The 23,898-nt window shown below is 65.1% G+C and carries 22 protein-coding genes and 1 tRNA gene; 16 read left to right on the top strand and 7 right to left on the bottom strand.

Annotated features, from left to right (window positions below):
* Positions 1–32 precede the first annotated feature (32 nt).
* Genes CAL24_RS01720 through CAL24_RS01695 form a run of 6 tightly spaced genes read left to right on the top strand, consistent with a single transcriptional unit; the run spans position 33 to position 7,597 of the window.
* Positions 33–1,187 (top strand): polysaccharide biosynthesis/export family protein, encoded by a 1,155-nt coding sequence (locus CAL24_RS01720; RefSeq protein ID WP_094805552.1) that lies wholly within the window; start codon positions 33–35, stop codon positions 1,185–1,187.
* 7 nt (positions 1,188–1,194) lie between these two features.
* Positions 1,195–2,535 (top strand): ABC transporter permease, encoded by a 1,341-nt coding sequence (locus CAL24_RS01715; RefSeq protein WP_094805551.1) that lies wholly within the window; start codon positions 1,195–1,197, stop codon positions 2,533–2,535.
* Between the two features lie 10 nt (positions 2,536–2,545).
* Positions 2,546–3,262 carry an ATPase gene (locus tag CAL24_RS01710; protein ID WP_028354621.1) on the top strand — a complete coding sequence of 239 codons (717 nt, stop codon included), beginning with the start codon at positions 2,546–2,548 and terminating at the stop codon, positions 3,260–3,262.
* On the top strand, positions 3,222–4,415 hold the full coding sequence (locus CAL24_RS01705) for a sugar ABC transporter (RefSeq protein WP_141218036.1): 1,194 nt from the start codon (positions 3,222–3,224) through the stop codon (positions 4,413–4,415). Before CAL24_RS01710 ends, CAL24_RS01705 begins: the two co-directional genes overlap by 41 nt.
* Entirely contained in the window at positions 4,408–6,312 is a 1,905-nt protein-coding gene (locus tag CAL24_RS01700; protein WP_094805550.1) for a tetratricopeptide repeat protein, read from the top strand. The genes CAL24_RS01705 and CAL24_RS01700 overlap by 8 nt, the downstream gene beginning before the upstream one ends.
* A 13-nt stretch (positions 6,313–6,325) precedes the next feature.
* The gene (locus CAL24_RS01695) at positions 6,326–7,597 is read left to right on the top strand and encodes a pectate lyase family protein (protein ID WP_249278459.1); all 1,272 of its coding nucleotides are present in this window, start codon (positions 6,326–6,328) and stop codon (positions 7,595–7,597) included.
* Positions 7,598–7,619: 22 nt separating this feature from the next.
* Here the strand turns inward: CAL24_RS01695 and CAL24_RS01690 are convergent, their stop codons facing one another.
* The gene (locus CAL24_RS01690) at positions 7,620–8,582 is read right to left on the bottom strand and encodes an AraC family transcriptional regulator (RefSeq protein ID WP_081760412.1); all 963 of its coding nucleotides are present in this window, start codon (positions 8,580–8,582) and stop codon (positions 7,620–7,622) included.
* Between the two features lie 190 nt (positions 8,583–8,772).
* On the opposite strand from CAL24_RS01690, the gene CAL24_RS01685 reads away from it, so the two are divergent.
* From CAL24_RS01685 to CAL24_RS01650, 8 genes are all read left to right on the top strand, one after another.
* On the top strand, positions 8,773–10,152 hold the full coding sequence (locus CAL24_RS01685; protein ID WP_028354617.1) for an NAD-dependent succinate-semialdehyde dehydrogenase: 1,380 nt from the start codon (positions 8,773–8,775) through the stop codon (positions 10,150–10,152).
* Between the two features lie 56 nt (positions 10,153–10,208).
* Positions 10,209–11,093 carry a LysR substrate-binding domain-containing protein gene (locus tag CAL24_RS01680; RefSeq protein ID WP_094805549.1) on the top strand — a complete coding sequence of 295 codons (885 nt, stop codon included), beginning with the start codon at positions 10,209–10,211 and terminating at the stop codon, positions 11,091–11,093.
* A gap of 146 nt (positions 11,094–11,239) precedes the next feature.
* The gene (locus tag CAL24_RS01675) at positions 11,240–12,457 is read left to right on the top strand and encodes a CaiB/BaiF CoA transferase family protein (protein ID WP_094805548.1); all 1,218 of its coding nucleotides are present in this window, start codon (positions 11,240–11,242) and stop codon (positions 12,455–12,457) included.
* A gap of 16 nt (positions 12,458–12,473) precedes the next feature.
* Positions 12,474–13,280, top strand: coding sequence for an enoyl-CoA hydratase-related protein (locus CAL24_RS01670; RefSeq protein WP_094805547.1), 807 nt, complete (start codon positions 12,474–12,476; stop codon positions 13,278–13,280).
* A gap of 13 nt (positions 13,281–13,293) precedes the next feature.
* Positions 13,294–14,274, top strand: a complete 981-nt coding sequence (locus CAL24_RS01665) for a Bug family tripartite tricarboxylate transporter substrate binding protein (protein ID WP_094805546.1) — start codon at positions 13,294–13,296, stop codon at positions 14,272–14,274.
* 114 nt (positions 14,275–14,388) lie between these two features.
* Positions 14,389–14,973 carry a TetR/AcrR family transcriptional regulator gene (locus tag CAL24_RS01660; protein ID WP_094805545.1) on the top strand — a complete coding sequence of 195 codons (585 nt, stop codon included), beginning with the start codon at positions 14,389–14,391 and terminating at the stop codon, positions 14,971–14,973.
* 90 nt (positions 14,974–15,063) lie between these two features.
* The gene (locus CAL24_RS01655; RefSeq protein WP_094805544.1) at positions 15,064–15,567 is read left to right on the top strand and encodes a hypothetical protein; all 504 of its coding nucleotides are present in this window, start codon (positions 15,064–15,066) and stop codon (positions 15,565–15,567) included.
* 211 nt (positions 15,568–15,778) lie between these two features.
* The gene (locus tag CAL24_RS01650) at positions 15,779–16,210 is read left to right on the top strand and encodes a cupin domain-containing protein (protein WP_028354614.1); all 432 of its coding nucleotides are present in this window, start codon (positions 15,779–15,781) and stop codon (positions 16,208–16,210) included.
* Positions 16,211–16,416: 206 nt separating this feature from the next.
* On the opposite strand, the gene trxB is transcribed toward CAL24_RS01650, so the two are convergent.
* From trxB to CAL24_RS01620, 5 genes are all read right to left on the bottom strand, one after another.
* Positions 16,417–17,382 (bottom strand): thioredoxin-disulfide reductase, encoded by a 966-nt coding sequence (gene trxB, locus CAL24_RS01640; protein WP_094805543.1) that lies wholly within the window; start codon positions 17,380–17,382, stop codon positions 16,417–16,419.
* Positions 17,383–17,395: 13 nt separating this feature from the next.
* The gene (locus CAL24_RS01635; RefSeq protein ID WP_028354611.1) at positions 17,396–18,376 is read right to left on the bottom strand and encodes a Bug family tripartite tricarboxylate transporter substrate binding protein; all 981 of its coding nucleotides are present in this window, start codon (positions 18,374–18,376) and stop codon (positions 17,396–17,398) included.
* Between the two features lie 53 nt (positions 18,377–18,429).
* Positions 18,430–19,656: a CaiB/BaiF CoA transferase family protein gene (locus tag CAL24_RS01630; RefSeq protein WP_028354610.1), complete on the bottom strand. Its 1,227-nt coding sequence runs from the start codon at positions 19,654–19,656 to the stop codon at positions 18,430–18,432.
* A 94-nt stretch (positions 19,657–19,750) separates the two neighbouring features.
* Complete coding sequence (locus tag CAL24_RS01625) at positions 19,751–20,347, bottom strand: UGSC family (seleno)protein (protein ID WP_231501732.1); 597 nt, start codon at positions 20,345–20,347, stop codon at positions 19,751–19,753.
* Between the two features lie 13 nt (positions 20,348–20,360).
* Entirely contained in the window at positions 20,361–21,461 is a 1,101-nt protein-coding gene (locus CAL24_RS01620; RefSeq protein ID WP_028354609.1) for a hypothetical protein, read from the bottom strand.
* A gap of 156 nt (positions 21,462–21,617) precedes the next feature.
* On the opposite strand from CAL24_RS01620, the gene CAL24_RS01615 reads away from it, so the two are divergent.
* Complete coding sequence (locus tag CAL24_RS01615) at positions 21,618–22,526, top strand: LysR family transcriptional regulator (RefSeq protein WP_028354608.1); 909 nt, start codon at positions 21,618–21,620, stop codon at positions 22,524–22,526.
* A 121-nt stretch (positions 22,527–22,647) separates the two neighbouring features.
* On the opposite strand, the gene CAL24_RS01610 is transcribed toward CAL24_RS01615, so the two are convergent.
* Positions 22,648–22,722, bottom strand: a tRNA-Arg gene (locus CAL24_RS01610).
* Positions 22,723–22,934: 212 nt separating this feature from the next.
* Between CAL24_RS01610 and CAL24_RS01605 the strand changes: the two genes are divergently transcribed.
* Positions 22,935–23,837, top strand: coding sequence for a c-type cytochrome (locus tag CAL24_RS01605; protein WP_170947012.1), 903 nt, complete (start codon positions 22,935–22,937; stop codon positions 23,835–23,837).
* Positions 23,838–23,898 lie beyond the last annotated feature (61 nt).

Raw genomic sequence — 23,898 nt, 5'->3', positions numbered from 1 at the left:
GGCTGCCCGAACTCCTGGAGAGAAACGTTTCTATGCAAATGAACGCCCCGGCCTTTGGCCCCCGGCGCAAGACGGCCATTGCCATGGCGCTGTTTGCCGCCATGGCGCTCACCGGCTGCCAGTTGCCGCGCTCCGGCCCGATGCTGCGCGAGATGACCAGCGCGAACGACGCCAAGGATATTGTGGTGAAGCCCGTCTCGCGCGAACTCGCGATGGCGAGCCGGGTACCCGAAGTCGCCGATTTCCCCACGCGCTACCGCGACCTCACGCAGGCCGGCTTCGACCGCCTGGTTCCCGGCGACGGCATCAACGTGAAAGTCTGGGAGCGCGACGGGCTGGGCGTTTTCGCGGCGGATCCTTCCGGCGTCAGCGACCTGGGCATCCAGGAGATCGACCGGGGCGGGAATGTGCATTTCCCCATTCTGGGCAAGTTCCACGCCGCCGGCCTGACGCTGGCGCAGTTGCACGACGCCGTCGTTGCGCGGCTGAGCCGGCTCGTCATCGGCGCCGACGTCAGCGTCACCCGCGCCGCCGGTGCGCGCGGGCAAATGGTGACCGTGCAAGGCAACCTGACCAAGCCCGGCATGTATCCCATTACCCAGACCTCGCAGCGCTTGAGCAGCGCGCTGGCGCAGGCGGCTCCGGTACAGACCAACCCCGAGCAGCTCATCATCAGCCTGCGCCGCGATAACCAGGTGGCGTCGGTGCGGCTGTCGGATATCTATCGCAACCAGGCCAATGACATCCTGTTGCGTCCGGGCGACGTGATCACCGCCTACGACGCGCGCGAGTACCTGACCGTACTGGGCGCGGCCGGCAACCAGGGCCGCGTGGCCATCAGCAAGCGCAACTACAGCGTGCTGGACGCGCTGGCCGACGCCAGGGGGCTGGACGACAAGCTGGCGGACCCGCGCTCCGTGTTCCTGTTCACGCCGGCCAAGGCCGGCGTCGACGGCAAGCCGGACATGCTGCCGGTGGTCTATCAGTTCGACCTCACGCGTCCGGAGCAAGTGGCCCTGGCGCGCGAATTCACCGTCCACGAAGGCCAGGCCATCTACATATCGGACGCGCCGTTCACCCAGGTGCAGAAGGTCCTGTCAGCGTTCCGCGTCACCATGAGCGCCGGCTTCAGCGCCACGCGCGCCATCGACAGCGACTCCGGCAGCACGCCCGCGGTGACTCAATAGCGTGTCGATGAGCAACGAGGACCGGATCAAGAACTGGCGCGCGCGCCGGAAAGACGGCAACTACACGGTGGGATCGGGCGTTGCCGCCTGGCGCCTGGATCCGGCCGCGCTGTTCGAGGCAAAGGCCACCCCGGCCGTCCTGCTCAAGCCCCTGGTGGCGCGTCTGCAGGGCGAGCCGCACGATTCCGTGGCCGCCCGGCGGGCGGTGTACGAGGCCGTACAGGCAGAGCTGGATACGGAGATCGCGCGCAGCGCGGTCGACGAGACGCTGGCCGACTTTTCTCGGCGGCGGCTGCGCCTCATCGTGCGCCTGCTGGAGCTGGATATCCGCGCGGGCGTCGACGTCTTCGCGTCCGGGTACATGCCGACCCGGCTGGTGGCGGAGGACGGGCGCCTGGCCGCGGCGCATGCGCGGCGCGTGCAGCGGCGCAAGCAGGACGAGGCGCGCGAAGCCCGCCGGCGCGCCTCGCGCAACGACATTGCGCTGGAAATCGAACTATCCAAGGGCGAGGCCGGCGACCTGGCAATATTGCGGGAACGCCTGAAGTACCTCCATGGCGGGCATCACCCGCGCCACGCCGACAAGAGCCGGCCGGTCGGGCGCACGCTGATGGCGATGCTGATTCACCAATTGCACGTCATGCACGGCGAAAGCCGGATCGCCCTGGTATGGGCGCTGGTCGGTCCGGTGGTGCTGCTGACGCTGATATCGTCGCTGTACATCCTGATGGGCACGCATTACATCCTCGGCATGGATGTACAGACGTTCTCCTTGCTGGGCGCGACGACATGGATCATGTTCCGGCAGATCATCTTCCGCAGCAGCGGCGCGTACATCTCGTCCCGCGGACTGCTGAACTTCCAGGGCGTGACGCCGCTGATGTGCGCACTGGTGCAGGCGGTCATCTACGTGTCGATATATATCGCCGTGTTCGCGGTGCTGATCAGCGCCGGCCATGCCCTGGATCTCATCACGCTGCCGCAAAGCTGGGCCGGGCTCGCGCTCTATATCGTGCTGATGGGATGCTGCGCCGCCGCGATGGGCGTGCTTTTCGGCGCGATAGCGACTTTCTGGCGGTTCTTTCTGCGGCTCGCGCCCATCATCGAGCGCTTTCTGCAGATTTTCTCGGGCGTCTTCTTCGTCTCGGAGCAGTTGCCGGAACAGCTGCGGCCCTGGATGCTGTGGTCGCCCTTCGCGCATGGCATGCAGTTGATGCGCTCCGTGTACTTCGAGTCCTATGACTCGACAGACGCGAGCCTGGGCTATTTCCTGACTTCGCTGGTTTTCCTGATGGTGGTCGCCCTGGCAGCCGAACGCCTGGCCCGGCCCAACGTCCAGCCGATGTGAGCACCCAAGAATGATCCACCTCAACGGCGTAACCGACGAACCCTATGCCTTCGGCGACCGGCAGTCGCTGCTTGCGAATGCCGATCTCGATATTCCCGTCGGGCGCTATGCCTTGTTGTCGCACGCGCCCGAGATGCACCGCCAGATCATCGACCTGCTGTGCAACCTGCGCCCGCCGCGCCAGGGCTTCGTCAAGCATGACGGCAACGTGTCCTGGGCGATAGGCCGGCAAGGATTCATCCGCGGCAAGGCGACCGGCCGCAGCATGATCGAGTTCGTGAGCGAGATGTACGAGATCGACGCCGATGCCACATACGAACTGGTCGCCGACCTGGTCAGCGAGCCCCAGAGCCTGGCCCGGCCCATGGAACATTGGCCGCTCTATGTGCGGCAGGAATTCTCGTTCGCCCTGGCGCTGGCGCCGGCCTTCGACGTCTACGTGATCGAAGGTTCCATCCCCTTCGAACCCTGCCGCTTCACCCGTCTGTGGCTGGCGCTGTTCGAAGAGCGGCTGGTTGGCCGGACACTCATTTTTTCTAGTTACCGCCAGAACCAGATGGCGGACTATTGCTTCAAAGGCCTAATTTATGAACGAAGCGCGCTCCGCATCGAGGACGACCTCGACCAGTGCATCCGCAGGTTCCCCCCGAGACGACCAAGGAGTGAATCCGGCAGCCCAGGCGACGATGTCTTCGGCAGCTTCGACGACGGGCAGCTCGGCCTCTGAGGGAGGCTCCGAGATCGAGCGCCGCCGCCGGGAGCGGCGCTCGGCCGTGCGCGAACGCCGTCGCCACCGCTGGATCAACGCCTTCATCGTCGTGACGCCCGTCGCGATCGCCCTGGTCTATGCGCTCTTCATCGCGACGCCGCGCTATGAAGCCGAGTCGCGGTTCTTCGTGCAGTCCGGGTCCGGCCAGCAGTCCGCCATGGGCGGGGCCGCCAGCCTGCTGACCACCGGAAGCTCGGGCGGCATGCTGGGCGGCTTCGTGGACGGCTGGGCGGTGAACGATTTCCTCAAGTCGCGCGACTGCATGCAGCAGCTCGACCAGAAAGTCGGCCTGCGCCGCTTCCTGGTCCGGCCTGGCCTGGACCCGCTCAACCATCTTTCCGAAGACTCGAGCGAGGACGAGCTCTACCGCGCGTATCGCGCGTCCGTGCACGTGTCGTTCAATCCGTTGGAGCAGATCGACGTGCTGCGCGTCAGCGCGTACTCGCCGGAAGACGCCGCAGTCCTTTCCAAGGCGCTCATCAGCCTGGCCGAGGATTTTGTCAGCTCCATGAACAAGAAGGGCGTGGCCGACAAGCTCAAGGTGAGCGAGGCCTCGGTCAGACTCGCCGAACAGAAGGCGCTCGCCGCCCGGGAAGCCCTGACGGCGTGGCGCACCACACACGGCAACATCGACCCGACCGCCACCGTTGCGATGCTGCTGAACCTGTCCAGCCAGCTCGAAGCCGAGCTCAGCACCGCGCAGATCAACCTCGACAAGATCCGCGCCCTGGGCAACAAAGACCATTTCATGCTCAGGCCCGCGGAACTGCAGGTCGCGGCCCTGAAAAAACGGCTGGCGGCATTGCGCCACCGCCTGAGCGGCGAAGGCAATACGGAAGCGAAACAGCTGAAATCGTACGAGGCGCTGCGCAATGCCCAGGCCTTCGCGGACTCGAACCTTACGCTGGCGCAGCAGTCGCACCAGCAGGCCGTGACCGATGCCCTGCGCCTGCAGCGCTATCTGTCCATCATCGCGCAGCCGGTGCCGACGGACCAGCCCAGCAGCCCGCGCACCGGGATCCTGCTGCTGCAGGCATTGGCGCTGGGCTTCGTGCTCATGTTCATCCTCCGCGCGATCATGGCGTTGTTCAGGGGGCTGCGTCATGGTTGATACGGCAGTCCCGGCCCGTGCTGCCGCGGCCGACGCCACCGCCCGGTTGCGCGCAGTCATCCAGGCGATCCTTGCCGCGGAGGATCCGGCGGACGGGATGGCCGCGCTCGAACCTGTACTGGCGCAGGCACGCGACGGCTGGCGCGACGTTCGCCGCTTGCTGGTCGCACCGCTGGTGCGGGCTGGCCGGCTCGCCCCGGCAATCGCCGCGCTCGAAATACTCGTCAAGGCCTATCCCTTGCGCGCCGACGAGCGGCGCCTGCTGGCAAGCCTGTTCGGTCGTACCGAGCAATGGGAACGCGCCATCGCCGAGGCGGACGCGGCCGCCCGCCTCGCCCCCGATGCGGCCGACCTGCACGCGGCGCGGATCCAGTTGCGCGTGCAAGCCGGCCGCGTGGCCGACGCCGCCGGAATAGCCCGCGCGACCGTCGGCATGGCAAAGCGCCATCCCGACCAGGCGCACGCTTGGATGCTGGCCTTCGTGCGCAACGGCGACGCGGCCGAGGCGGCGGACATCGCGGCGGACTTGCACGCCGACCAGCTGCCCAACGAACGCGCGGCCACGATGGCCGTGCGCGCCTTGCTCGAGGATGGCCGAATCGAAGCCTCGATCCAGCTCGGCAATGCCGCGCTGGACGCCGGGCGCGACTGCCCGGCCTTGCGCACGTCCCTGGGAATGGCCCACCTCCGGCGCGCCGGCGAGGAAGATCGCAAGACACACGCCCTGGCGCATTTCGCAGCAGGGTTGCAGGCATCGCCGCAAGATGTGCGGCTGCTGTCGCTCTACGGTGAAACGCTGTTGCGGGCCGGGCGCTACAAGGAGTCGGTGGCGCCCCTCAAGCAGGCCGTCGACCTGGCGCCCGAGCTGGAGCAGACGCGCGGCCTCTATGCCCGGGCGCTGCGCTATACCCAGCAATATGACGAGGCCGCCGATCAGTTGATGAAGCTGGTCGCGCAGTCCCCCGGGAAACTGATCTGGCAGCGCGCCGCCATCGGCGCGCTATCCCAGGCGGGCCGCAAGCAGGCGGCCGAAACGCTGTTCGAACAACACGTCGCGCAACGCGGCGCCCAACTCCCGGGCACGTTCCAGGAGGCCATGGCCGAGCTGGAGGCGCGGCTGGATACGGCGCCCATACCGCAACCCCGGCTCGACTGGGCCTGGTCGCTGCGCGGCGACCCCGCCGCCGATCGCGCCCAATGGGAGCGCCGGGCGCGCTGGGGCCACCTGGTGGATCATCTTTTGCTCGATTGGCTCGAATGTCGCGAAGACAGCGCCGAAGAGGCCATGCATCTGCTGGGCGAGCTCGATACGGCCGAGCGCTTTTTCGCGCCGCTGCTGGCGGCCGGCCGGGGCGTGGTCGTCGCCACCGCGCACGTCGGTCCGATGTACGCCGGGCTGATGGCCCTGGAACTGCTGGGCATTCCCTCTCGCTGGCTGGCGACGGCGCCCAGCGTCGCGCAGAGCAGTTATTCCGCAGCCCTCATCTCGACCGCCGACCAGACCGAAGCGCAGGTCGCCAAGGCCTGCATGCGCGCGCTCGGATCGGGCTATGTGCTGTGCCTGGCGATAGACGGCGCGGCGAACCCGGCCGCGCCGCGCACCGACTTCGCAGGGCAACAGGTGACGTACTCCAGCTTTGCCTCCCACCTGGCCCACCGGCATGGCGTGCCCTCGGTCTTCTACGCCCCCCGCTGGGAGAACGGCCAAGTGGCCTACACCCTGGAAATGCTGCCCGCCGTGGAACCCGGCGAGGGTGCCGAGGCGTACTCGCAGCGATGGCAGAAAGCCTACTTCGAGCGGCTCAGGCAGCATCTGGCGGGGCCGCCGGAGAACCTGCGCCTGAGCGGGGGAATCTGGCGCCACGTAGCATCCGCGGACCGGTCCGCGCGGCAATGAGGAGCAAGCCTCGATGACACCGGGAACGACCCTGATGCGCTGGCTGCTCGCCGTGGCCATGCTGTACGGCTGCGCCGCCGCGGCGAATGAATCGTGCCGGAGCCCGGTTGAAAGCTGCTCGTTCATCTCTTCTCTGTTGCTGCAACGCGAAGGCTACGGCGCCAGGGCCACCGGCGGGCTGGGCGGCAGGTTCATCGAGGTGACCTCCGACCGGAATGCCGGCCCCGGGACGCTGCGCGCCGCCCTGCAGCAGGCCAGGAAAGAACCGGCCTGGATCCGCTTCGCGTCCGACATGACCATCGTCCTGGACTCGCAGTTGCGCGTGCCGTCGAATACGACGATCGACGGACGCGGCAGGAAAGTCACCTTGATCGACGATGGCCTGGGCGTGTACGGCAGCAACAACGTCATACTCACGCATCTCACCATCGACGGGCGCCTGAACAGGCTCACCCAGGCAGTGAATATCGCCAATGGCAGCCGCGACGTCTGGGTGAACCACCTCGACCTGGCGCGCATGTCCGACCGCCTGCTCAACGTGAAGAACGGCGCTACCGACGTGACCATCTCATGGACGAAGTTCCATGACTCCAACAAGGTGATGTTACTGAACAACATCACCTCGAAAGACCTGTTCAAGAACTACGATCGCGATTCCATCGCCCGGGTGACGCTGCACCACAATTACTTCTTCAATACCGTGCAGCGCAACCCGAGGGCCCAGTTCGGCAACTTCCACCTGTTCAACAACCTGCTGGAGAACTGGGATTTCTACGGCATGAGCTTCAGCCTGGAAGCCCGGGCCCGGGTCGAGGGCAACATATTCAGCAACGATGCGCAGCGCAAATGCGTGGAACCCGAATTCTTCCCCACGGTGGAAGGCATCAACGTGAACTACTGCCGCTATATACCTGTTGCGCCCGGGCGGACTGCGCTGGAGAACGGCGAGTCCGATCGCGGCGCCTACGAAAAACGCAAGGCCCGCCATGGCTACACGCGCGACTACAAGGCCTTCTTGCGCATGAAAGACAACCTGTACCTGGGCGACGCCGTGCCGGTGCTGCAGGACTACCGTCCCGAACGCGTGCCGCAGCCGCCGTATTGCTACAGTTATGAAAAGCCGACGCCGGCACTCGCGGCGCGGATCCGCGAATTCGCCGGGAATGTCGCCGGCGACGGCCCGCCGGCCGCGCCCCGGGTGGGGAGCATCAAGGAATGCAAGCCCTTGCCAATGGATAGCAGCGGGGCCGGCCGCGGGTTATTGCGCGACGTCGTCTCGCCCTGAATGGCGAACAGCGGCCGTGTTCTCAGTGTGAAGACACATACACGGAAGCCGCGTGGGCCGGCGGAACGGCGAATTCCGCCTTCATCCGCCTGACTTCTTCGACCGGGCTGCGCCCGAACAGGCGCTTGAACTCGCGGCTGAACTGAGAGGGGCTGTCGTAGCCGACTTCGGCGCTTGCCGCCGCGGCCGTCATGCCATTGCGCACCATATGCAGGCGGGCCTGGTGCAAGCGTATCGACTTCACGTACTGCACGGGCGAAGTCTCGGTTACCGCCTTGAAGTGCGTATGGAAGGTGGGCACGCTCATTCCCGCCTCCCGCGCCAGTTGCTCGACGCTGAAATCGGCATTGAACGATGCGTGAATGCGGCGCAGCGCACGGGCGATCTTGCCGAACTGCCCATGCATGGCCAGCGCCGCCCGCATCGATGCGCCCTGTTCTCCGGTGAGCACATGGAAATAGATCTCCCGAACCAGCGCCGGGCCGAGTATCCGGGATTCGAGCGGGCGGCTCATGGCTTCCAGGAAACGCACCAGGGATTCGCATAACCGCGAGTCCATTGGCGTGGACATCAGGCCGCGCGGTTGCGCGGGTTCTATCCCGCCGTGCTGGTCGATCTGCAACATCAAGTCCGCGGCCAGCTTCAAGTCGAGATGCATGTAGATCGCCAGCAGGGGTTCCCGGGCGCTGGCGTCGGTTTCCATGGTGAACGGCACCGGCACCGAAACCGCCAGATAGTGCTGATCGTCGTAGAGGTAGACCTGGTCGCCAAAGTACCCGCGCTTCCTGCCTTGGCACACGAACACGATGCCAGGGTCGTAAAGCACCGGCACGGCGGACAAAGGACGGTTGGAGCGCAAGAACCTGACATCGGGCAAGGCACTCAGGTTGTATCCCTCGCAAGGCGCCAGGCGTTCCAGCATGGTCGCCAGGCGCCTGTCCAGGGTGCGCGCCCCGCGTGAGGCGGCGTTGCCTGCTGCAGTCATCGTCAGGCCCTCCGTAGACCAGGCCGGATAGTTTTCTGGAGTTGCGTCGAAATTTCAACGCTCATAGGATCAGGCAAGAATAGCAGATTGAAAGCCATTCATATCCAGTTTACCCATAACTATTATTCAAGCACCGGGTCGCCGCATTTCGCTCGACCCGACGTGGCAATCAACTGGAACCGCAAACATCATGATCAACGTCATCAATCCCGCCGATGGGTCCATCGTCGGGCAAGCCCCCGACATGAGTGTCGCCGAGGTCAAGGCCGCCATAGACCGGACTTGCGCCGCCTTCCCCGCCTGGTCGCGCACCTTGGCCAAGGAACGCGGCGACATGCTGCGCCGCTGGTTCGAACTGGTCAGCGCCGACAGGCAAGCCTTCGCCGAAATCATGGTCAACGAAAACGGCAAATGCCTCGCCGAAGCCCTGGGTGAAATCGACTACGGGCTCGGTTTCATCGAGTGGTATGCCGAAGAAGCCAAGCGGGTGTATGGCGACACCATTCCGTCGCACGCTGGCAATGCCGCTGTCCTGGTCATGAAAGAGCCGGCCGGCCCCACCGCGGCCATCACGCCCTGGAACTTTCCTTTCATGATGATTACTCGCAAGGTGGCCACGGCGCTGGCGGCGGGCTGCACGATGGTGATCAAGCCGTCCGAGGAAACGCCGCTGACGGCATACAAGCTGCTGGAGTACGCCCGCAAGGCGGGCATTCCCGAGGGCGTATTCGAGATGGTGACCGGAAACCCGCAGGCCATCGGCGAACTGTTTACGCAGGACGACCGCATCCGCAAGATCTCCTTCACCGGGTCCACTGCGGTGGGCAAGCTGCTGGCGACCGCCAGCGGGCGCGCGCTGAAGAAGATGACGCTTGAACTGGGCGGCAACGCGCCGTTCATCGTCTTCGACGATGCCGACGTGGAACAGGCCGTGGCGGGCCTGGTGGCCGCCAAGCTCAGGAATTCGGGGCAAGTTTGCATTTCGCCCAACCGCATCTATGTGCAAGAGGCCATACATGATCGCTTCGTTGCCGCCCTGGCCGAAAAAGTCGCCCGGGTACGCGTGGACAGCGGAATGCAGCAGGAATTCGTGGTCGGCCCGCTCATTAACCAGGCGGGCTTCGACAAGGTGGCGCGCCTGGTGGAAGACACTCGGCGGCAGGGTGCGTCGGCACTGCTGGGGGGCAAGCCCCATGTCAAAGGCGGGCTGTTCTACGAGCCGACTATCCTGACCGGCCTGAATGACGAAATGGCAATAGCCCGTACCGAGATTTTCGGGCCCGTCTTTCCTGTCTACCGCTTTGGCCGCGAGGACGAGGTGGTCGAAAGAGCCAACAATACCGAATACGGCCTGGTGGCCTATGCTTATACGCGGGACGTCGGGCGGGCATTCCGCATGTCCCGGGATATCCAGGCGGGCATGGTGATCCTGAATTCAGGGTCGGTCGGCACGGCGTCAGTGCCGTTCGGCGGCGTCAAGCAATCCGGTTACGGGCGCGAAGGCAGCTTCTACGGCATCGAGGAATACGTCGAAGTGAAGTACGTGCTGATGGGCGGGCTGGACAGCTGAGGCCAAGGGCTTTGGCGTTATAGTAGCGGCGCATTCCGTGTTCCGCTCTGCCGACCATGGCCCGCCGCGATCTCCTGCCCCCCCTGAATCCCGCCCGGGCCTTCGAGGCCACGGGCCGGCTGCTCAGCATCTCGAAGGCTGCGGACGAATTATGCGTCACCCCCGCGGCGGTGAGCAGGCAAGTCCGCGCGCTGGAAAGTTATCTGGGAACAGCGTTGTTCGCGCGTGTTCGCGGCCGGCTGGAGCTTACTCCCGCCGGCGCGCGCTACCTGTCCGACTTGATGCCCCTGTTCGCCGCCTTGCGGGAAGCCACGCAGGCGGTAACCCGCAGCAGTTCGGGCCGCGATACCCTGCGAATACGCTCGCCGGCTACCTTCGCGGTTCGCTGGCTGATTCCGCGCCTGGCCGGCTTCCACCAGCTGCACAAGAATATCGACGTGCAGGTCACGACTTCGTTCGCCCCGCTCGACTTCCAGCGCGAAGACATCGATGCCGGCATCGAACTGGGCGAAGGCCGTTGGGCGGGCGTGCGCACATTGCGACTGGTACGCAACGAACTCATTCCCGTGGCGGCGCCGGCCATGCGTCTGAAGTACAAGAAGCAACTGGCGGCGCAGACGCTGCTGCATTCCATGGCGCGCCCGGACGACTGGGGGCTGTGGCTGCGCGCGGCGGGCCTGCGCCACGTGCACCCCGGGCAGGGCATGAAGTACGAAACCTCGTTGCTTGCCTATCAGGCGGCCATCGAAGGCCACGGCGTGGCCATGGCCCAGAAAGCGCTCATCGAAAAAGAACTGGCGGACGGCACGCTGGAGGCCCCGCTGGGCATGGTGCTCGACCGCGGCGACTACACCTATTACTTCGCCTGGCCTACGGGCAGGCCGTCATCCGGCGCGTTGCGCGCGTTCCGCGACTGGCTGGCGGCGCTCGTGGCTTCCTGAGCAGCCGCCTGCAGGCGGGCTTTTACAAAAAGTCAACGCATAGCGACGATAAAGTCGATTGCCCCTCCGGGTGCCGCTGCCTATCCTGCCTGCCATGACAAGCATGCACGGCCGCCAGTCGCGCCGTGCCGTCCAGGAGCCAGGGTATGTTCGAGCGCAGCTTGCGCGGTTTGCGAGTAATCGACTTTTCGCATGTGCTGGCGGGTCCCGTGTGCACCATGATGCTGGCCGACATGGGTGCCGATGTGGTCAAGATCGAGCCTCCGGAGGGAGAGCTGGGACGGCGCATCGGCCCGCCCTGGATCGCGGGAGAAAGCGCGGTATACCTCAGCGTCAACCGCAACAAGCGCGGCGTGGCGCTCAACCTGAAATCTCCGGACGGCCGGGATGCCGCGCGCCGGCTGATACAGGGCGCGGACGTGGTGGTGGAGAATTTCCGGCCGGGCGTGATGCGCGCATTCGGCCTGGATTACGCCGCGCTGGCCGGCAGCCACCGCCGCCTGGTGTATTGCTCGATTTCCGCCTACGGCCAGGTGGGGCCGCTGCGCGACCGCCCCGGCGTGGACGGCATCATCCAGGCCGCCAGCGGCTTGATGAGCACCCTGGGCAGCGCGGACAGCGAACCCATGAAGGTCGCGATTCCCGTCGCGGACATGGTCACCGGCTATCTGGCGACCATCGCCATCCTGGCGGCGCGCAACGCGGCGCAGCATACCGGACAGGGCCAGTACCTGGACATCAGCCTGTACAACGCAACGCTGATGCTGCAGCAGATCGGCCTTGCCTCGTACTTCGCCGCCGGGGCGCTGCCGGCCCGGACCGGCAGCGCGGCGCCATACGCCGCTCCCAACGAGGCCTACCGTACCCGCGACGGCTGGATCATGGTGGCCGCCTACCATCCCCAGCGCTGGCAGGCCCTGTGTGCCGTGCTGGGCGTGCCCGCGCTGGAGCTCGACCCGCGCTACGCCAGCAACGCCAGCCGCGTCGCGAACCGCGATGCGCTGCGCGCCACCCTGACCCCGCTGTTCCAGCGGCGCACCACGCAGGCGTGGATAGACCTGTTGATGCAGCACGACATTCTGTGCGCGCCGGTTGCCAGCTACGACGACGTCGTCCAATCGCCGGAATACGCCGCCAGTGGCATCGACAGCTGGATGCAGCATCCGGTGGCCGGGAAGGTCCGCATGCCCGGTTTCGCACCCGGGCCGGCCGGCGCAATGGCCGGCCAGGGTACCGCCATGGCCGCTCCCACACTGGGGCAGCACAACCGCCAGGTGCTGCGAGAGTGCGGCTACAGCGCGGCCGAGATCGATGCCATGGTCGAAAGCGGCGCACTGGCCATGGCATCACAACCCACGACATGAAAAAGAGGAGACCGCAATGCGTTCCGATGAATCCGCAGCACCGGGGCTGGTCCAGCAGGACATTGCCGATGGCGTGCTCGTACTGAGCATGAACGCCCCCCGCACCGGCAACGCCATGTCGGTGGACATGGCGCAGGCGCTGGCCGACGCGCTGGAGCAGGCGAATACGCTGCCCGACGTGCATTGTGTACTGCTGAGGTCCACCGGCAGCCACTTCTGCACGGGTGGCAATGTGAAGGACATGGAGCGCGGGTCCGACTTGATGCAGGGAACGGCGCTACAGGTGCGCGCCAGGCTGAAATCAACGCTGCATCGCATCACCCTGGCCTTGCAGGCATTGCAGATGCCGTCCATCGCGGCAGTCAACGGCGCCGCGGTCGGTGCGGGCTGCGACCTGGCGCTGATGTGCGACCTGCGCGTGGCCAGTACTCGCGCCACGTTCGCGGAGAGCTTTCTGCGGCTGGGACTGGTGTCCGGCATAGGCGGCGCGTGGTTCCTGGCGCGGCTGGTGGGCAGGGCCAAGGCGCTGGAACTGACGCTGACCAGCGAGTTCATCGATGCCGCCACGGCATTGCAGCTGGGCCTGGTGTCGCGCGTGGTGGCACCCGACGCCCTGGATGAAACCAGTACCGCGTTGGCAAAGCGGATCGCATCCAACCCGCCCCAGGCTCTGCGCATGGCCAAGCGCCTCGTTCTGGACGCCGCCGAATCGACATTGCCGGTGGCGCTAGAGGCAGCCGCGGCCATGCAGGCCATTCTGCTATGCGGAGAAGAACACAAAACCACCGTGCGCGATTTCCTGGCGCGACGCGCACGCGACTGAGGAGACAACCATCATGACCCATACGTTAATACGCAAGGTCCGCCAGGCGGCGGTTTCGCTGCTTCTCGGCTTCGCCGCCACCTGGCCGGCGCACGCCGCCGATTATCCCGACAAGCCCATCACTTTCGTGGTGCCATTCGGCGCCGGCAGCGCCACCGACCTGTTGGCGCGCGCCCTGTCGGCGTCCGTCACCGAACAGGCCGGGCAGGCCGTCGTGGTGGAAAACCGGCCGGGGGCAAGCGGCATGATCGCCGCGCAGCATGTCGCCCGTGCCCGCGGCGATGGCTATACCGTGCTGATCACCACCAACACGACGCAGGCCGCCAACCCCCATCTTTTCAAGAAGCTTCCGTACGACCCGATGACGGACTTCATGCCCCTGACCGGCCTGGGACGCGGCGGCCAGGTGCTGGTGGTGCGCGCGGACGCGCCATTCAAGACGGTGCACGATGTGGTCCGCGCCGCCCGGCAGGATCCGGGAAAACTGAGCTTCGGCAGCGGCAATTCGTCCAGCCGCATGGCGGGGGAAATGCTCAAGCAGCTGACCGGCACCGATATCGTCTGGGTGGGCTACAACAGCAACCCCAATGCCCTCAATGATTTGCTGGGCGGCCATATCGACATGATGGTCATCGACACCGTCACCGGCTTGTCGCAGATCGAAGCCGGCAGATTGCGCCCGCTGGGCGCATCTACCCGGGAGCGCCTGCCGCGGCTTCCCCAGGTGCCGACCCTGGACGAGGCCGGCATCAAAGGTTACGACATGGGTTACTGGTTTGCCGCCTACGTGCCGCGCGGCACGCCCGCCGCGGTAGCCGATGCCTTGCGGCAGTGGTTGGTGGCGGCCGTGGGCAGCCAGGGCGCCCAGGATTTCTTCCGCCATTCGGCGACCCAGGCCTGGACGACGACCGCCGCGGAGCTGGATGACTTCCAGAAGGCTGAATTGCGAAAGTGGGGCGGGGTGGTCAAGGCGGCCGGGATCAAGCCGGAGTAAACGGGCCGTAAATCGAAAAGGCAGGCGCACGCACGGCAACACCGTGCGTCGCGCCATCGGGGCACGTTATGGGGTGCTTGACAGCCAACCGACCAACTAGTAGATTGGCTGCCTATGAATCTGGAACTCTCCCCCCGCGCCGCCGAAATCGCCGAGCACACCAAGGTGCTGCTAGCCGCCGGCGGCTATAACGGGTTCAGCTATGCCGACCTGTCCGAACGAGTGCGCATCGGCAAGCCCAGCATCCATCATCATTTCCCCAGCAAGGCGGAACTTGTCCTGACCGTGGTGACGCTGCACCGCCAGCAGGCACGAGAAGGGCTGGCCGCCCTGGATGCCCACGTGCCCGATCCGCTGGCGCGGCTGAATGCCTACACGGAATACTGGGCCAAATGCATACGCGAGGGCACGGCGCCCATATGCATCTGCGCCATGCTGGTGGCCGAAATGCCCATGATTCCGCCAGACATCGCGGACGAAGTCAGCGGCTATTTCGCCGACCTGACCGCCTGGATCGCCGCCGTGCTGGAAGAAGGCTCGGCCAAGGGGCTGTTCCAGCTGAGGGACAGCGCCGCCGCGGAGGCCCGGACATTCATGTCCACCGTGCACGGCGCCATGCTGACGGCGCGCGCGTTCGGTGACCCCGCGGCCTTCCAGGCTGTCTCGCGCGCTGCGATCGCCAGGCTGGCGGCGGCCTGATCGGGACGGGCCGCTATTTTTTGCACCATCAATCGACCAACTAGTTGGTTGCCAACAGGCACCATCCCGCTTTATCGGAGCTCTCATCAAATGCCGCATCCTCTTTCCACCCTGGGGGTAATTCACACCCTTGTCAGCGCCATTCCCTTTGTGGCGGGCGTCTACAGCTTCTGGCGCCACCGAGGGATCGAGCGCGCCACCGTCTCGGGAAAGCTCTACCTGGGCGGGCTGGTGCTGGCTGTGGTGACGTCGTTCGGGCTTTCCAGTACCGGCGGATTCAACGTGGGCCACGCATTGGGCATCCTGGCGTTGCTGGCCATAGGCGGGGCCTTGGCCGCGCCGCGGCTGCCGGTGCTGGGGCGCACACAAGCGTATCTGTCCCAGTTCGGATTCTCGTTCAGCTTCTTCCTGCTGCTGGTGCCTGGCATCAACGAAACCTTGACGCGCCTGCCGGTTGCCCACCCTCTGGCCGCCGGACCGGAATCACCCATCGTGCGCGGCACGTTGGCGGCATGGCTGCTGGTCTTCGCGCTGGGTTCGGCGCTGCAGATGTGGGCCATTCGATCCCGACGCCGGCACGCCTCGCGCCGCTGATACGGCCGCGAGGGTTATTAGGAAAATCGTGGCGCACCGCCAGCCCCTTGGCCGAATCGCCGGCGGGCTGGCTGCTGCGGCTGGTTCAGCGTGCGCGCGCGGCGGTTGACGCAGCCCGCGGTACGCTATGACACCGGCGGTCCGGGCCTGCACGTATGGGCCGACGGTCCGTATCCAAAGCAATCGTTCCAGAAACACAGCGAGCATCGACATGGAAGCCAGCCAGATCATCCACACCCTGGGCATGCAACGTCATCCGGAAGGCGGGTGGTTCGTCGAAACTTTCCGCGATGCCCAGGGCCAGGCGCGCGCCCATTCCACGGCAATCTACTATTTGCTTGAAGCCGGCGACAAGTCTCACTGGCACCGCGTCCGCGATGCGGCGGAAGTCTGGCATTTCTATGCCGGCGACCCACTGCTGCTGAGCGTATCCAATGGCGAGCAAGTCGAGGACATCACGCTGGGGATCGACCTGGCCAACGGGGAACGGCCGCAGGCTGTGGTGCCCGCCGGCTTCTGGCAAGCCGCCAGGCCCTTGGGGCGTTTCACCCTGGTAGGCTGCACCGTCGCGCCCGGGTTCGACTTTGCCAGCTTCGAGATGGCCGCTGCGGGTTGGCGTCCTGGCAGCGGCCAGGCGGGCTAGGACGCGGAGCCCGCCAGCATCGTACCGGCGATATCCAGCATTGCCCGCAGCCGATCCATGTACCGCAGGTCGTGGTGATAGCCCATCCATGTATCTCTGGTGGGGGGGCTGGTCGGGCGTTTCGATACGCTGCAATCCAGGCACGGCATCACCCAGCGGTCTGGGCAGCACGGCAATGCCCAGACCGCGCAGGCACAAGCCTGACCTCAAGTTTGAACCACGTCGGCCTGGCTTTCCAGCCAGCGCTGCGCATCCAGCGCCGCCATGCATCCCGTGCCCGCGCTGGTAATGGCCTGGCGATATACATGATCCTGCACATCGCCCGCGGCAAACACGCCGGCCACTGAAGTTTGCGTGGCCAGCCCCAGTGCGCCGCCCTGCGTCTGGATATACCCGTTCTCCATCGCCAATTGTCCCTGGAAGATGGCGGTGTTCGGCTTGTGGCCAATCGCAATGAACACGCCACGCGTATCCACGGCTTCCCGCTCCCCCGTCCGCACCTGGCGCAGACGCACGCCTGTCACCCCCGACGCATCGCCCAGCACCTCGTCCAGTTCGCAGGACAGTTTCAGCCGCACCACGCCGGTCGCCTGCTGCGCCATCAGCCGGTCCACCAGAATCGGTTCGGCGCGGAACTTGTCGCGCCGATGCACCAGCGTCACGCTACGGCATAATCCGGCCAGGTATAGCGCCTCTTCCACCGCCGTATTGCCACCGCCCACCACCACCACGTCCTGGTCGCGATAGAAGAATCCATCGCACACCGCGCAGCCCGACACGCCCCGCCCCATGAATGCTTGCTCGGATGGCAGGCCCAGGTACTGTGCCGCCGCGCCGGTGGCGATGATCAGCGCATCGCAGGTATAACGGGCCCCGCCATCGCCCATCAGCGAGAACGGACGCCGCGACACATCGACCTGGACGATATGGTCCAGGATGATCTCGGTATCCAGGCGTTCGGCATGCGCCTGCAAGTGCTGCATCAGTTCCGGCCCCTGGATTCCGGCCCCGTGGCCGGGCCAGTTCTCCACATCCGTGGTCGTCATCAGCTGCCCGCCCTGCGCCATGCCGGTAATCAACACCGGCCGCAGATTGGCGCGCGCCGCGTAAATAGCAGCGCTGTAGCCCGCCGGCCCGGAACCCAGAATCAACACCTTGGCATGCTTGCTCACGCCTTTCTCCGTTTTACGCTTGAGGCTGTATATGCGCGGCTTTCACAATGGCGCCGTAGCGTTCCGATTCCGACTGGCAAAATGCCGCGAAGCCTTCTTGCGAGCCGCCCAGCGGATCCGCTCCGGCCTGCAGCAGCTTTTCCCTGACGGCGGGGTCGGCCAATACCTTGTTCAACGCCTGGTTCAACTGGGCCACGATGTCCGCCGGCGTGCCTTTGGGCGCCCACACGCCATACCAGGTGGTAATTGCAAAACCCTTCAGCCCGGACTCATTCAAGGTGGGCAGCTCCGGCGCGACAGCCGAACGGTCAGTAGAAGTCACGCCCAGCGCGCGCAGCTTGCCGGAGCGCACGAAGGTAATCGACGACGGCGCGCTATCGAACATCATGTCCACCTGCCCGCCTATCAAGTCCGTCAGCGCCGGCGCACTACCCCGGTAGGGCACGTGCATGAGCCGCACGCCGGCCATCTGGCCGAACAGCTCGCCTGCCAAATGTCCCGGCGCGCCCACGCTGGATGAGGCAAAACTCAGCGGCTCCTTCGAGGTCTTGGCCTGCTGGATCAACTCCGCCAGCGATTTCGCCTTTATCTTGGGCGACACAACCAGAATCTGCGGCGTGGATGCCAGTCCCACAATGGGCACAAAATCCTTCAGCGGATCGAAAGGCAAATCCGCCTTCAAATATGGGTTGATCACGTGCCCCGAATAATTCAGCAGCAGCGTATAACCGTCCGCCGGCGCCCGCGCCACCTGGCCCGCACCGATTACGCTGCTGGCTCCCGGTTTGTTATCGATCACCACGGTCTGGCCAAGGTCTGCGGATAGTTTCTGCCCCACCACCCGCGCCACGATATCTGTCGGCCCGCCCGCCGGAAACGGCACGATCAGGGTAATCGGCTTGTTGGGATACACCGGCGCGGCCGATGCCGGCGCGGCCTGCACCGCCGTCGCCGCGCCCAGCAGCAGTCCCGCCGCTAATTGAATGGCTTTCATGTCTCGCTCCTTTGAAGGCTATGGTTATGGTGATGCGCCTGCCTGAAGGGGGCTTAGCTGCCTGCCACCACCCCTTGCTCCATCAATCGATCGATATCTCCGGGAGTCATGGCCAACAGCTCTCCCAGCACCTGCCGGGTATCCTGTCCCAGCCCCGGCGGCGCATGGCGGTACTCCACCGGCGTGCGCGACAACCGGATCGGATTCGCCACCGAAGGCACTTGGCCCTTCCGGGCCGATGCAATCGACACTTGAGCCTGCCGCTGCACCACGTGCTCGTCCGCGAACGCCTGGGCGATGGTGTTGATCGGTCCGCACGGCACGCCCGCCGCTTCCAGCTTGGCTATCCAGTCCGCCGTGTCGTGCCGCACCATGGCCGCGGCAATCGAGGCCACGAGCTCATCCCGATGCGCGATGCGCGCGGGGTTGGTCGCGAAGCGCGGATCGTCCGCCCATGCCGCCTGCCCGCAAACCTGGCAGAACCGCCGGAACTGCAGGTCATTGCCCACCGCCAGAATCAGATAGCCATCGCGGGTCCGGAAATCCTGGTACGGCACGATATTGGGATGCGCATTGCCCAAGCGGCCCGGCGCCGTGCCGCCCACCAGATAATTCATGGCCTGGTTGGCCAGGCTGGCGATCTGTACATCCAGCAGCGCCACATCCAGGTGCTGCCCCTGCCCGGTGGCCCGGCTTTCCATCACCGCGGCCAGAATGCCCGTGGCAGCGTACATTCCTGTCAGCAGATCCGTCAGCGCCACGCCCACCTTCTGCGGGCCCGCGCCCGGCTGTCCATCCGGAATGCCGGTAATGCTCATCAGCCCGCCCATGCCCTGGATCAGGAAGTCGTAGCCCGCGCGCTGCGCATAAGGCCCGTGTTGCCCGAAACCCGTGATCGAGCAATACACCAGACGCGGGTTCAAGGGCGCCAGGTCTTCGTACGACAAGCCATAACGCGCCAGACTGCCCACTTTGAAGTTCTCGACCAGTACATCGCAGCGCGTCGCCATCTGGCGCACCAGTGCCGCGCCCTCTGGCCGCGAGAAATCCACCGCGATCGACTGCTTGTTGCGGTTCGCGCTGAGAAAGTAAGCGGAATCCCGCTCGCCGCCCGACGGCGTACTGTGCCAAGGCGGCCCCCAGGCCCGGGTATCGTCCCCCGCGCCGGTACGTTCCACCTTGACCACCTCGGCCCCCAGGTCCGCCAGCGTCTGCGCGCACCAAGGGCCGGCCAGCACCCGCGAAAGATCCAGCACCCGCAATCCGGATAGCGCGCCCATGCCCCGCCCCCGCCCATGAACCTACGTCAATAAACCCGCCGGTCCGGCCAGGCCGCATACGCAGCCTGGCGGCACCGCCGCCGCAACCCGGCAATCAGTCGGGCGTTCTATGGGATTTCAGGTATTCCTGTGCCGCACCGCTTTGCAAACCCTGCCAAACTGCCTGCGCCTGCGGCAGAATCTGCGACACCCGGTGCGCCACCTCTTCCATCGTGATCGAGCTGACCGGATGCGCAATGATGATGGGCTCCAGTTCGTGCATACCCAGCGCCTGGCGCGTCAGCACCGTTTCCTTCACGAACTCGGTCGTCACGATCACCGCGGTCGGCACACCCTGCTGCTCCAACGCAATCGCGTCGCGCAAGCAACCGGAGGTGCACGAGCCGCAATCGCCTATTGCGGTCAGCACAATATCGTTCTCGGCGATGATCTGTTCGATCAGTTCTGGCGCCGCGTCCTTCGAGAAGCTGTGCTTCACGTAATAATTCACCGCGGCAAAATCGATCTCTTTGCGCAGTGCCTCGATCGAACCGCGCAACAGTTTGTTGGCATTCCATTTGGAGTTGTCCAGAACGCCCAGGCGCAAGCCATCCAGACGTTGCCGCCGCGGCGCCGTGGGCAGCGCCACGGACCGAATCGCGCCGCGTGGATCATAGACGCGGACCTGGCCATTTTCTGCTTTCATCAACATCGTGGTCTCCCGATTACAGCGTGCAAGTGCCGCTGGAACAATCCGGCCCTTCCGGCGCGGCCGCCACATCCACCGGCCGCAACACCGGCGTACTCATGTGTCCCCACCCCGGAATCACGGCCGAAAACCGCCCCGCCTCGCCGCCCATCACAAACAAATGGATGTTGTCCGGGCTGTGGATAATCGGAATGCGCGTGTCGTCCTGGCGCTTGTACCACTTGGGTAAATTGCGGTTGTAGACCTTGCCGTAGCGATGGCCGTACGCCAGATCGATGAACCGATTGCCGTGATTCATGAAGATGTAATTGCGGATATCCGCCCGGTTCCAGCCATGCTGCGCAATCGTGCGCGCGTGCTCCAGTCCCAGCGCCACCGCCATATGACCGCCCAGCACCGCCGTATTCGATGCGATCGTGCTCATGGCGGAACAGATCGTGTCCAGGATGCCTTCCGGATCATTCGACACGTGGTTGGTCGCGCTATGCGGCGCCTCGGCCGCAATGGCGAACACGGTGGAATCTTCCGGCCGATAGCCGTGTTCCACGTGATACGGCGCCAGCGGGCTCTGCGCCTCGTTCTCGGCCACGCAATATGTGTATTTGCCCGGATGCCCCAACGTGCTCTTGTCCAAGTCTCCCGGCCAGGCGCCGCCCACATTCAGCATGACCAGGCGCACCGCCCGCCCGATCGTCGCATTGGCCCGGTTGCCCGACCCAAACGCATTTGCCCCGCCGTTCATGCCCAGCGCCTGCGCCAGCGGCCCATTCACCACGATCAGCGGCGAAGCCACATGCGTGGTGGCCTGTACGCCATTCAGGTTGAACGCCGCATCCGTCAACGCCAGCATGGCCGCCCGCACCACCGGCGCGTATTCCGGCTTGCAGCCCGCCATCACCATATTGATAGCCAGCACCTCGCGCGTCAGTTCTCCCCAACGCGGCGCCACTTTGCATTCAACGAATTCCGGATCCCCGCCCAACGCCCGCACCACGGCGTCGATTTTTTCCTGCGTCGGCGGCACTACCGGCAGGCCATCGCTAAAGCCCTTTTCGTAGTAGTACTCCACCAGATCGACGCCCGCATCGACCCGATCTTCCTGCATGGCTGCGCTCATCTCTTCTGCTCCTTGAAGGGGATGAGCTGATCTTAGAGACTGCGCTTATTATTTCCAATTGGAATCTATTGACTGAGATAATTGTCGAATCAGCATAAATAGGAAATGCGGCGAGCGCCGCTTTGTTCGTCGCCATCTGTCTTGCGAGTGACCGCCATGATCCATCCCGACCAGCTCGACCTCAGCGCCAAGGAACTGCTAGCCGTCAAAACCGTGGCCGACTACGGCAGCTTCAACGCCGCCGCCATTGCACTGGAAATCTCCCAACCCGTGCTGACGCGCACCGTACAACGCGTGGAACGCCTGGTCGGCCTGACTCTGTTCAACCGCACCACCCGCAGCGTGGAAATCACCGAGGCCGGCAAAGAATTCGTCGCCTTGGCCGAACGGGTGTTGAACGATATGCAGATCTACCTGAAAGCCGTACAAGGGCGGTCTACCCAGCAGCGGGGGCAGGTAGTTATTGCGTCCGTGATGTCGGTAGCTTGCACGGTGCTGCCGTCCATCGTGGCACGCTACAAGCGCGAACATCCTGGGGTGAATATCCACGTCTACGAAGGCGTACACGGCAATGTCATTGAAAGCGTCAGGTCAGGGGTGGCGGATATCGGACTGACCTACCTGGACGATATTGCTTCGATCTTCACGCAAAAACCATTGAGCACGCAGTACTTTCATGTGGTGCTGCCCAAGGGCCATGCGCTGGAGAAGCGCAAACAGGTGTCGTGGAGCGCGGTTCAGAACGAACAGATGGTGTCGCTACCGTCCGATTCGCGTACCAGGAGGTTGATCGATGCAACAGCGGTAACGGCAGGGTTGAACCTGGCGCACACGATTACCGTGACGCAGTTCACCACGATGATGCAGTTCGTGGCGAAAGGCGTGGGGATTGCCATCGTGCCAGAGGGCACGCTGGCAGATGCACTGAGTCTGGGATTGGTCGTCCGACCGCTGGTGCAGCCCAGGGTGAGCCGTGTATTGGGGATGGTCACCCTGAAAGCCAGGGAGCAAACGCCGGTGGCCGGGGCGATGGTGGAGCAAATTGAGAGAGAGTGGCGGCGATGATCGCTCCCAGGTCTTCGCCATGGACGTCCTCGATGACCCGGCCGATGTCAGCGAAATCAGGAGCTTCAGGCGCGCTGATCTGCGCGCTTCGGGCCCAGGAAAAACCAGGCCATTGATATTCTGGCGCGCCCGACAGGAATCGAACCTGTATCAAGAGCTTCGGAAACTCTCATTCTATCCATTGAACTACGGGCGCGAAGAGGCGCTATTGTACCGAAGTTTTGAGTCTCTGCCGGGGCGCCCCGCGCCCGCGCTCGTGGCGCCCCGCGTGCCGGCCGGGCGGGCCGTTATATAATCCATCGTTTGCATGCGGGGATGGGTCTGATTTCTTGGCCGATGCCTTGCGCTGTAGTTATTCTTCTGTTGCCGCCATCAGGCGCCCCGGTACCCGATTTGCAGGATTTGGTTATGAGCAACGAGCAGGAACACAACGAAGAACACGCCTCGCCCATCAAGTCGCCCAAGCAGCTGATCGTCACGATCGTGCTGGCTTTCCTGATCCCCATCGTCATCATTCTTCTGCTGGTGAGCATGGTGGCCTCGGGCACCAAGACCGGTGCCGGCTCCGACAGCCTGACCGAAGAAGCCGTGGCCCGGCGCATCGCCCCGGTGGCCGGCTTCGAGCTGGTCGACGCCAATGCGCCCAAGGTCTTCAAGACCGGCGAACAAGTCTTCCAGGCCGTCTGTACGGCCTGCCACACCGCCGGCGTGGCGGGCGCCCCCAAGCTGGGCGACAAGGCCGCCTGGGCGCCTTTCATCAAGAGCGGATTCGAATCCATGCTGGATGTCGCGCTGCACGGCAAGGGCGCCATGCCCGCCAAGGGCGGCAACCCGGCGCTGAGCGACTACGAAGTGGCCCGCGCGGTGGTCTACATGGCCAACGAGTCCGGCGGTTCGTTCGAAGAGCCGGCCGCGCCCGCCCAGGAAGGCGCCAAGCCTGAAGAAGCCAAGCAGGCGGCCGCCCCCGCCGCGACGCCGGCGCCTGCCCCCGCCGCTGCCGCCGCGCCCAAGGCCGAGGCCGCCCCGCAAGCCAAGCCTGAAGCAGCGCCGCAGGAACAGGCCGCCGTCAACCCGGCCGGCGAAAAACTGTACAAGAGCACCTGCTTCGCCTGTCACGGCACCGGCGTGGCCAACGCGCCCAAGTTCGGCGACAAGGCCGCCTGGGAACCGTACATCAAGACCGGCATCGACGCCATGGTGAAGGTCGCCATGACCGGCAAGGGCGCCATGCCGCCCAAGGGCGGCGCCGCCAATGCGTCCGAGGCCGATATCCGCGCCGCGGTCGAGTACATGGTGAACGCGGTCAAGTAAGCCCGCGCCGCATCCCGCCCGCAAGAAGCCCGGCCAGCGCAAGCTGTGCCGGGTTTTTTAT

This window comes from Bordetella genomosp. 2 (assembly GCF_002261345.1).
Lineage (GTDB): Bacteria > Pseudomonadota > Gammaproteobacteria > Burkholderiales > Burkholderiaceae_B > Bordetella_A.
Note: the sequence above shows the minus strand (reverse complement) of the source record. Positions and strands in the feature narration are given on the sequence as shown.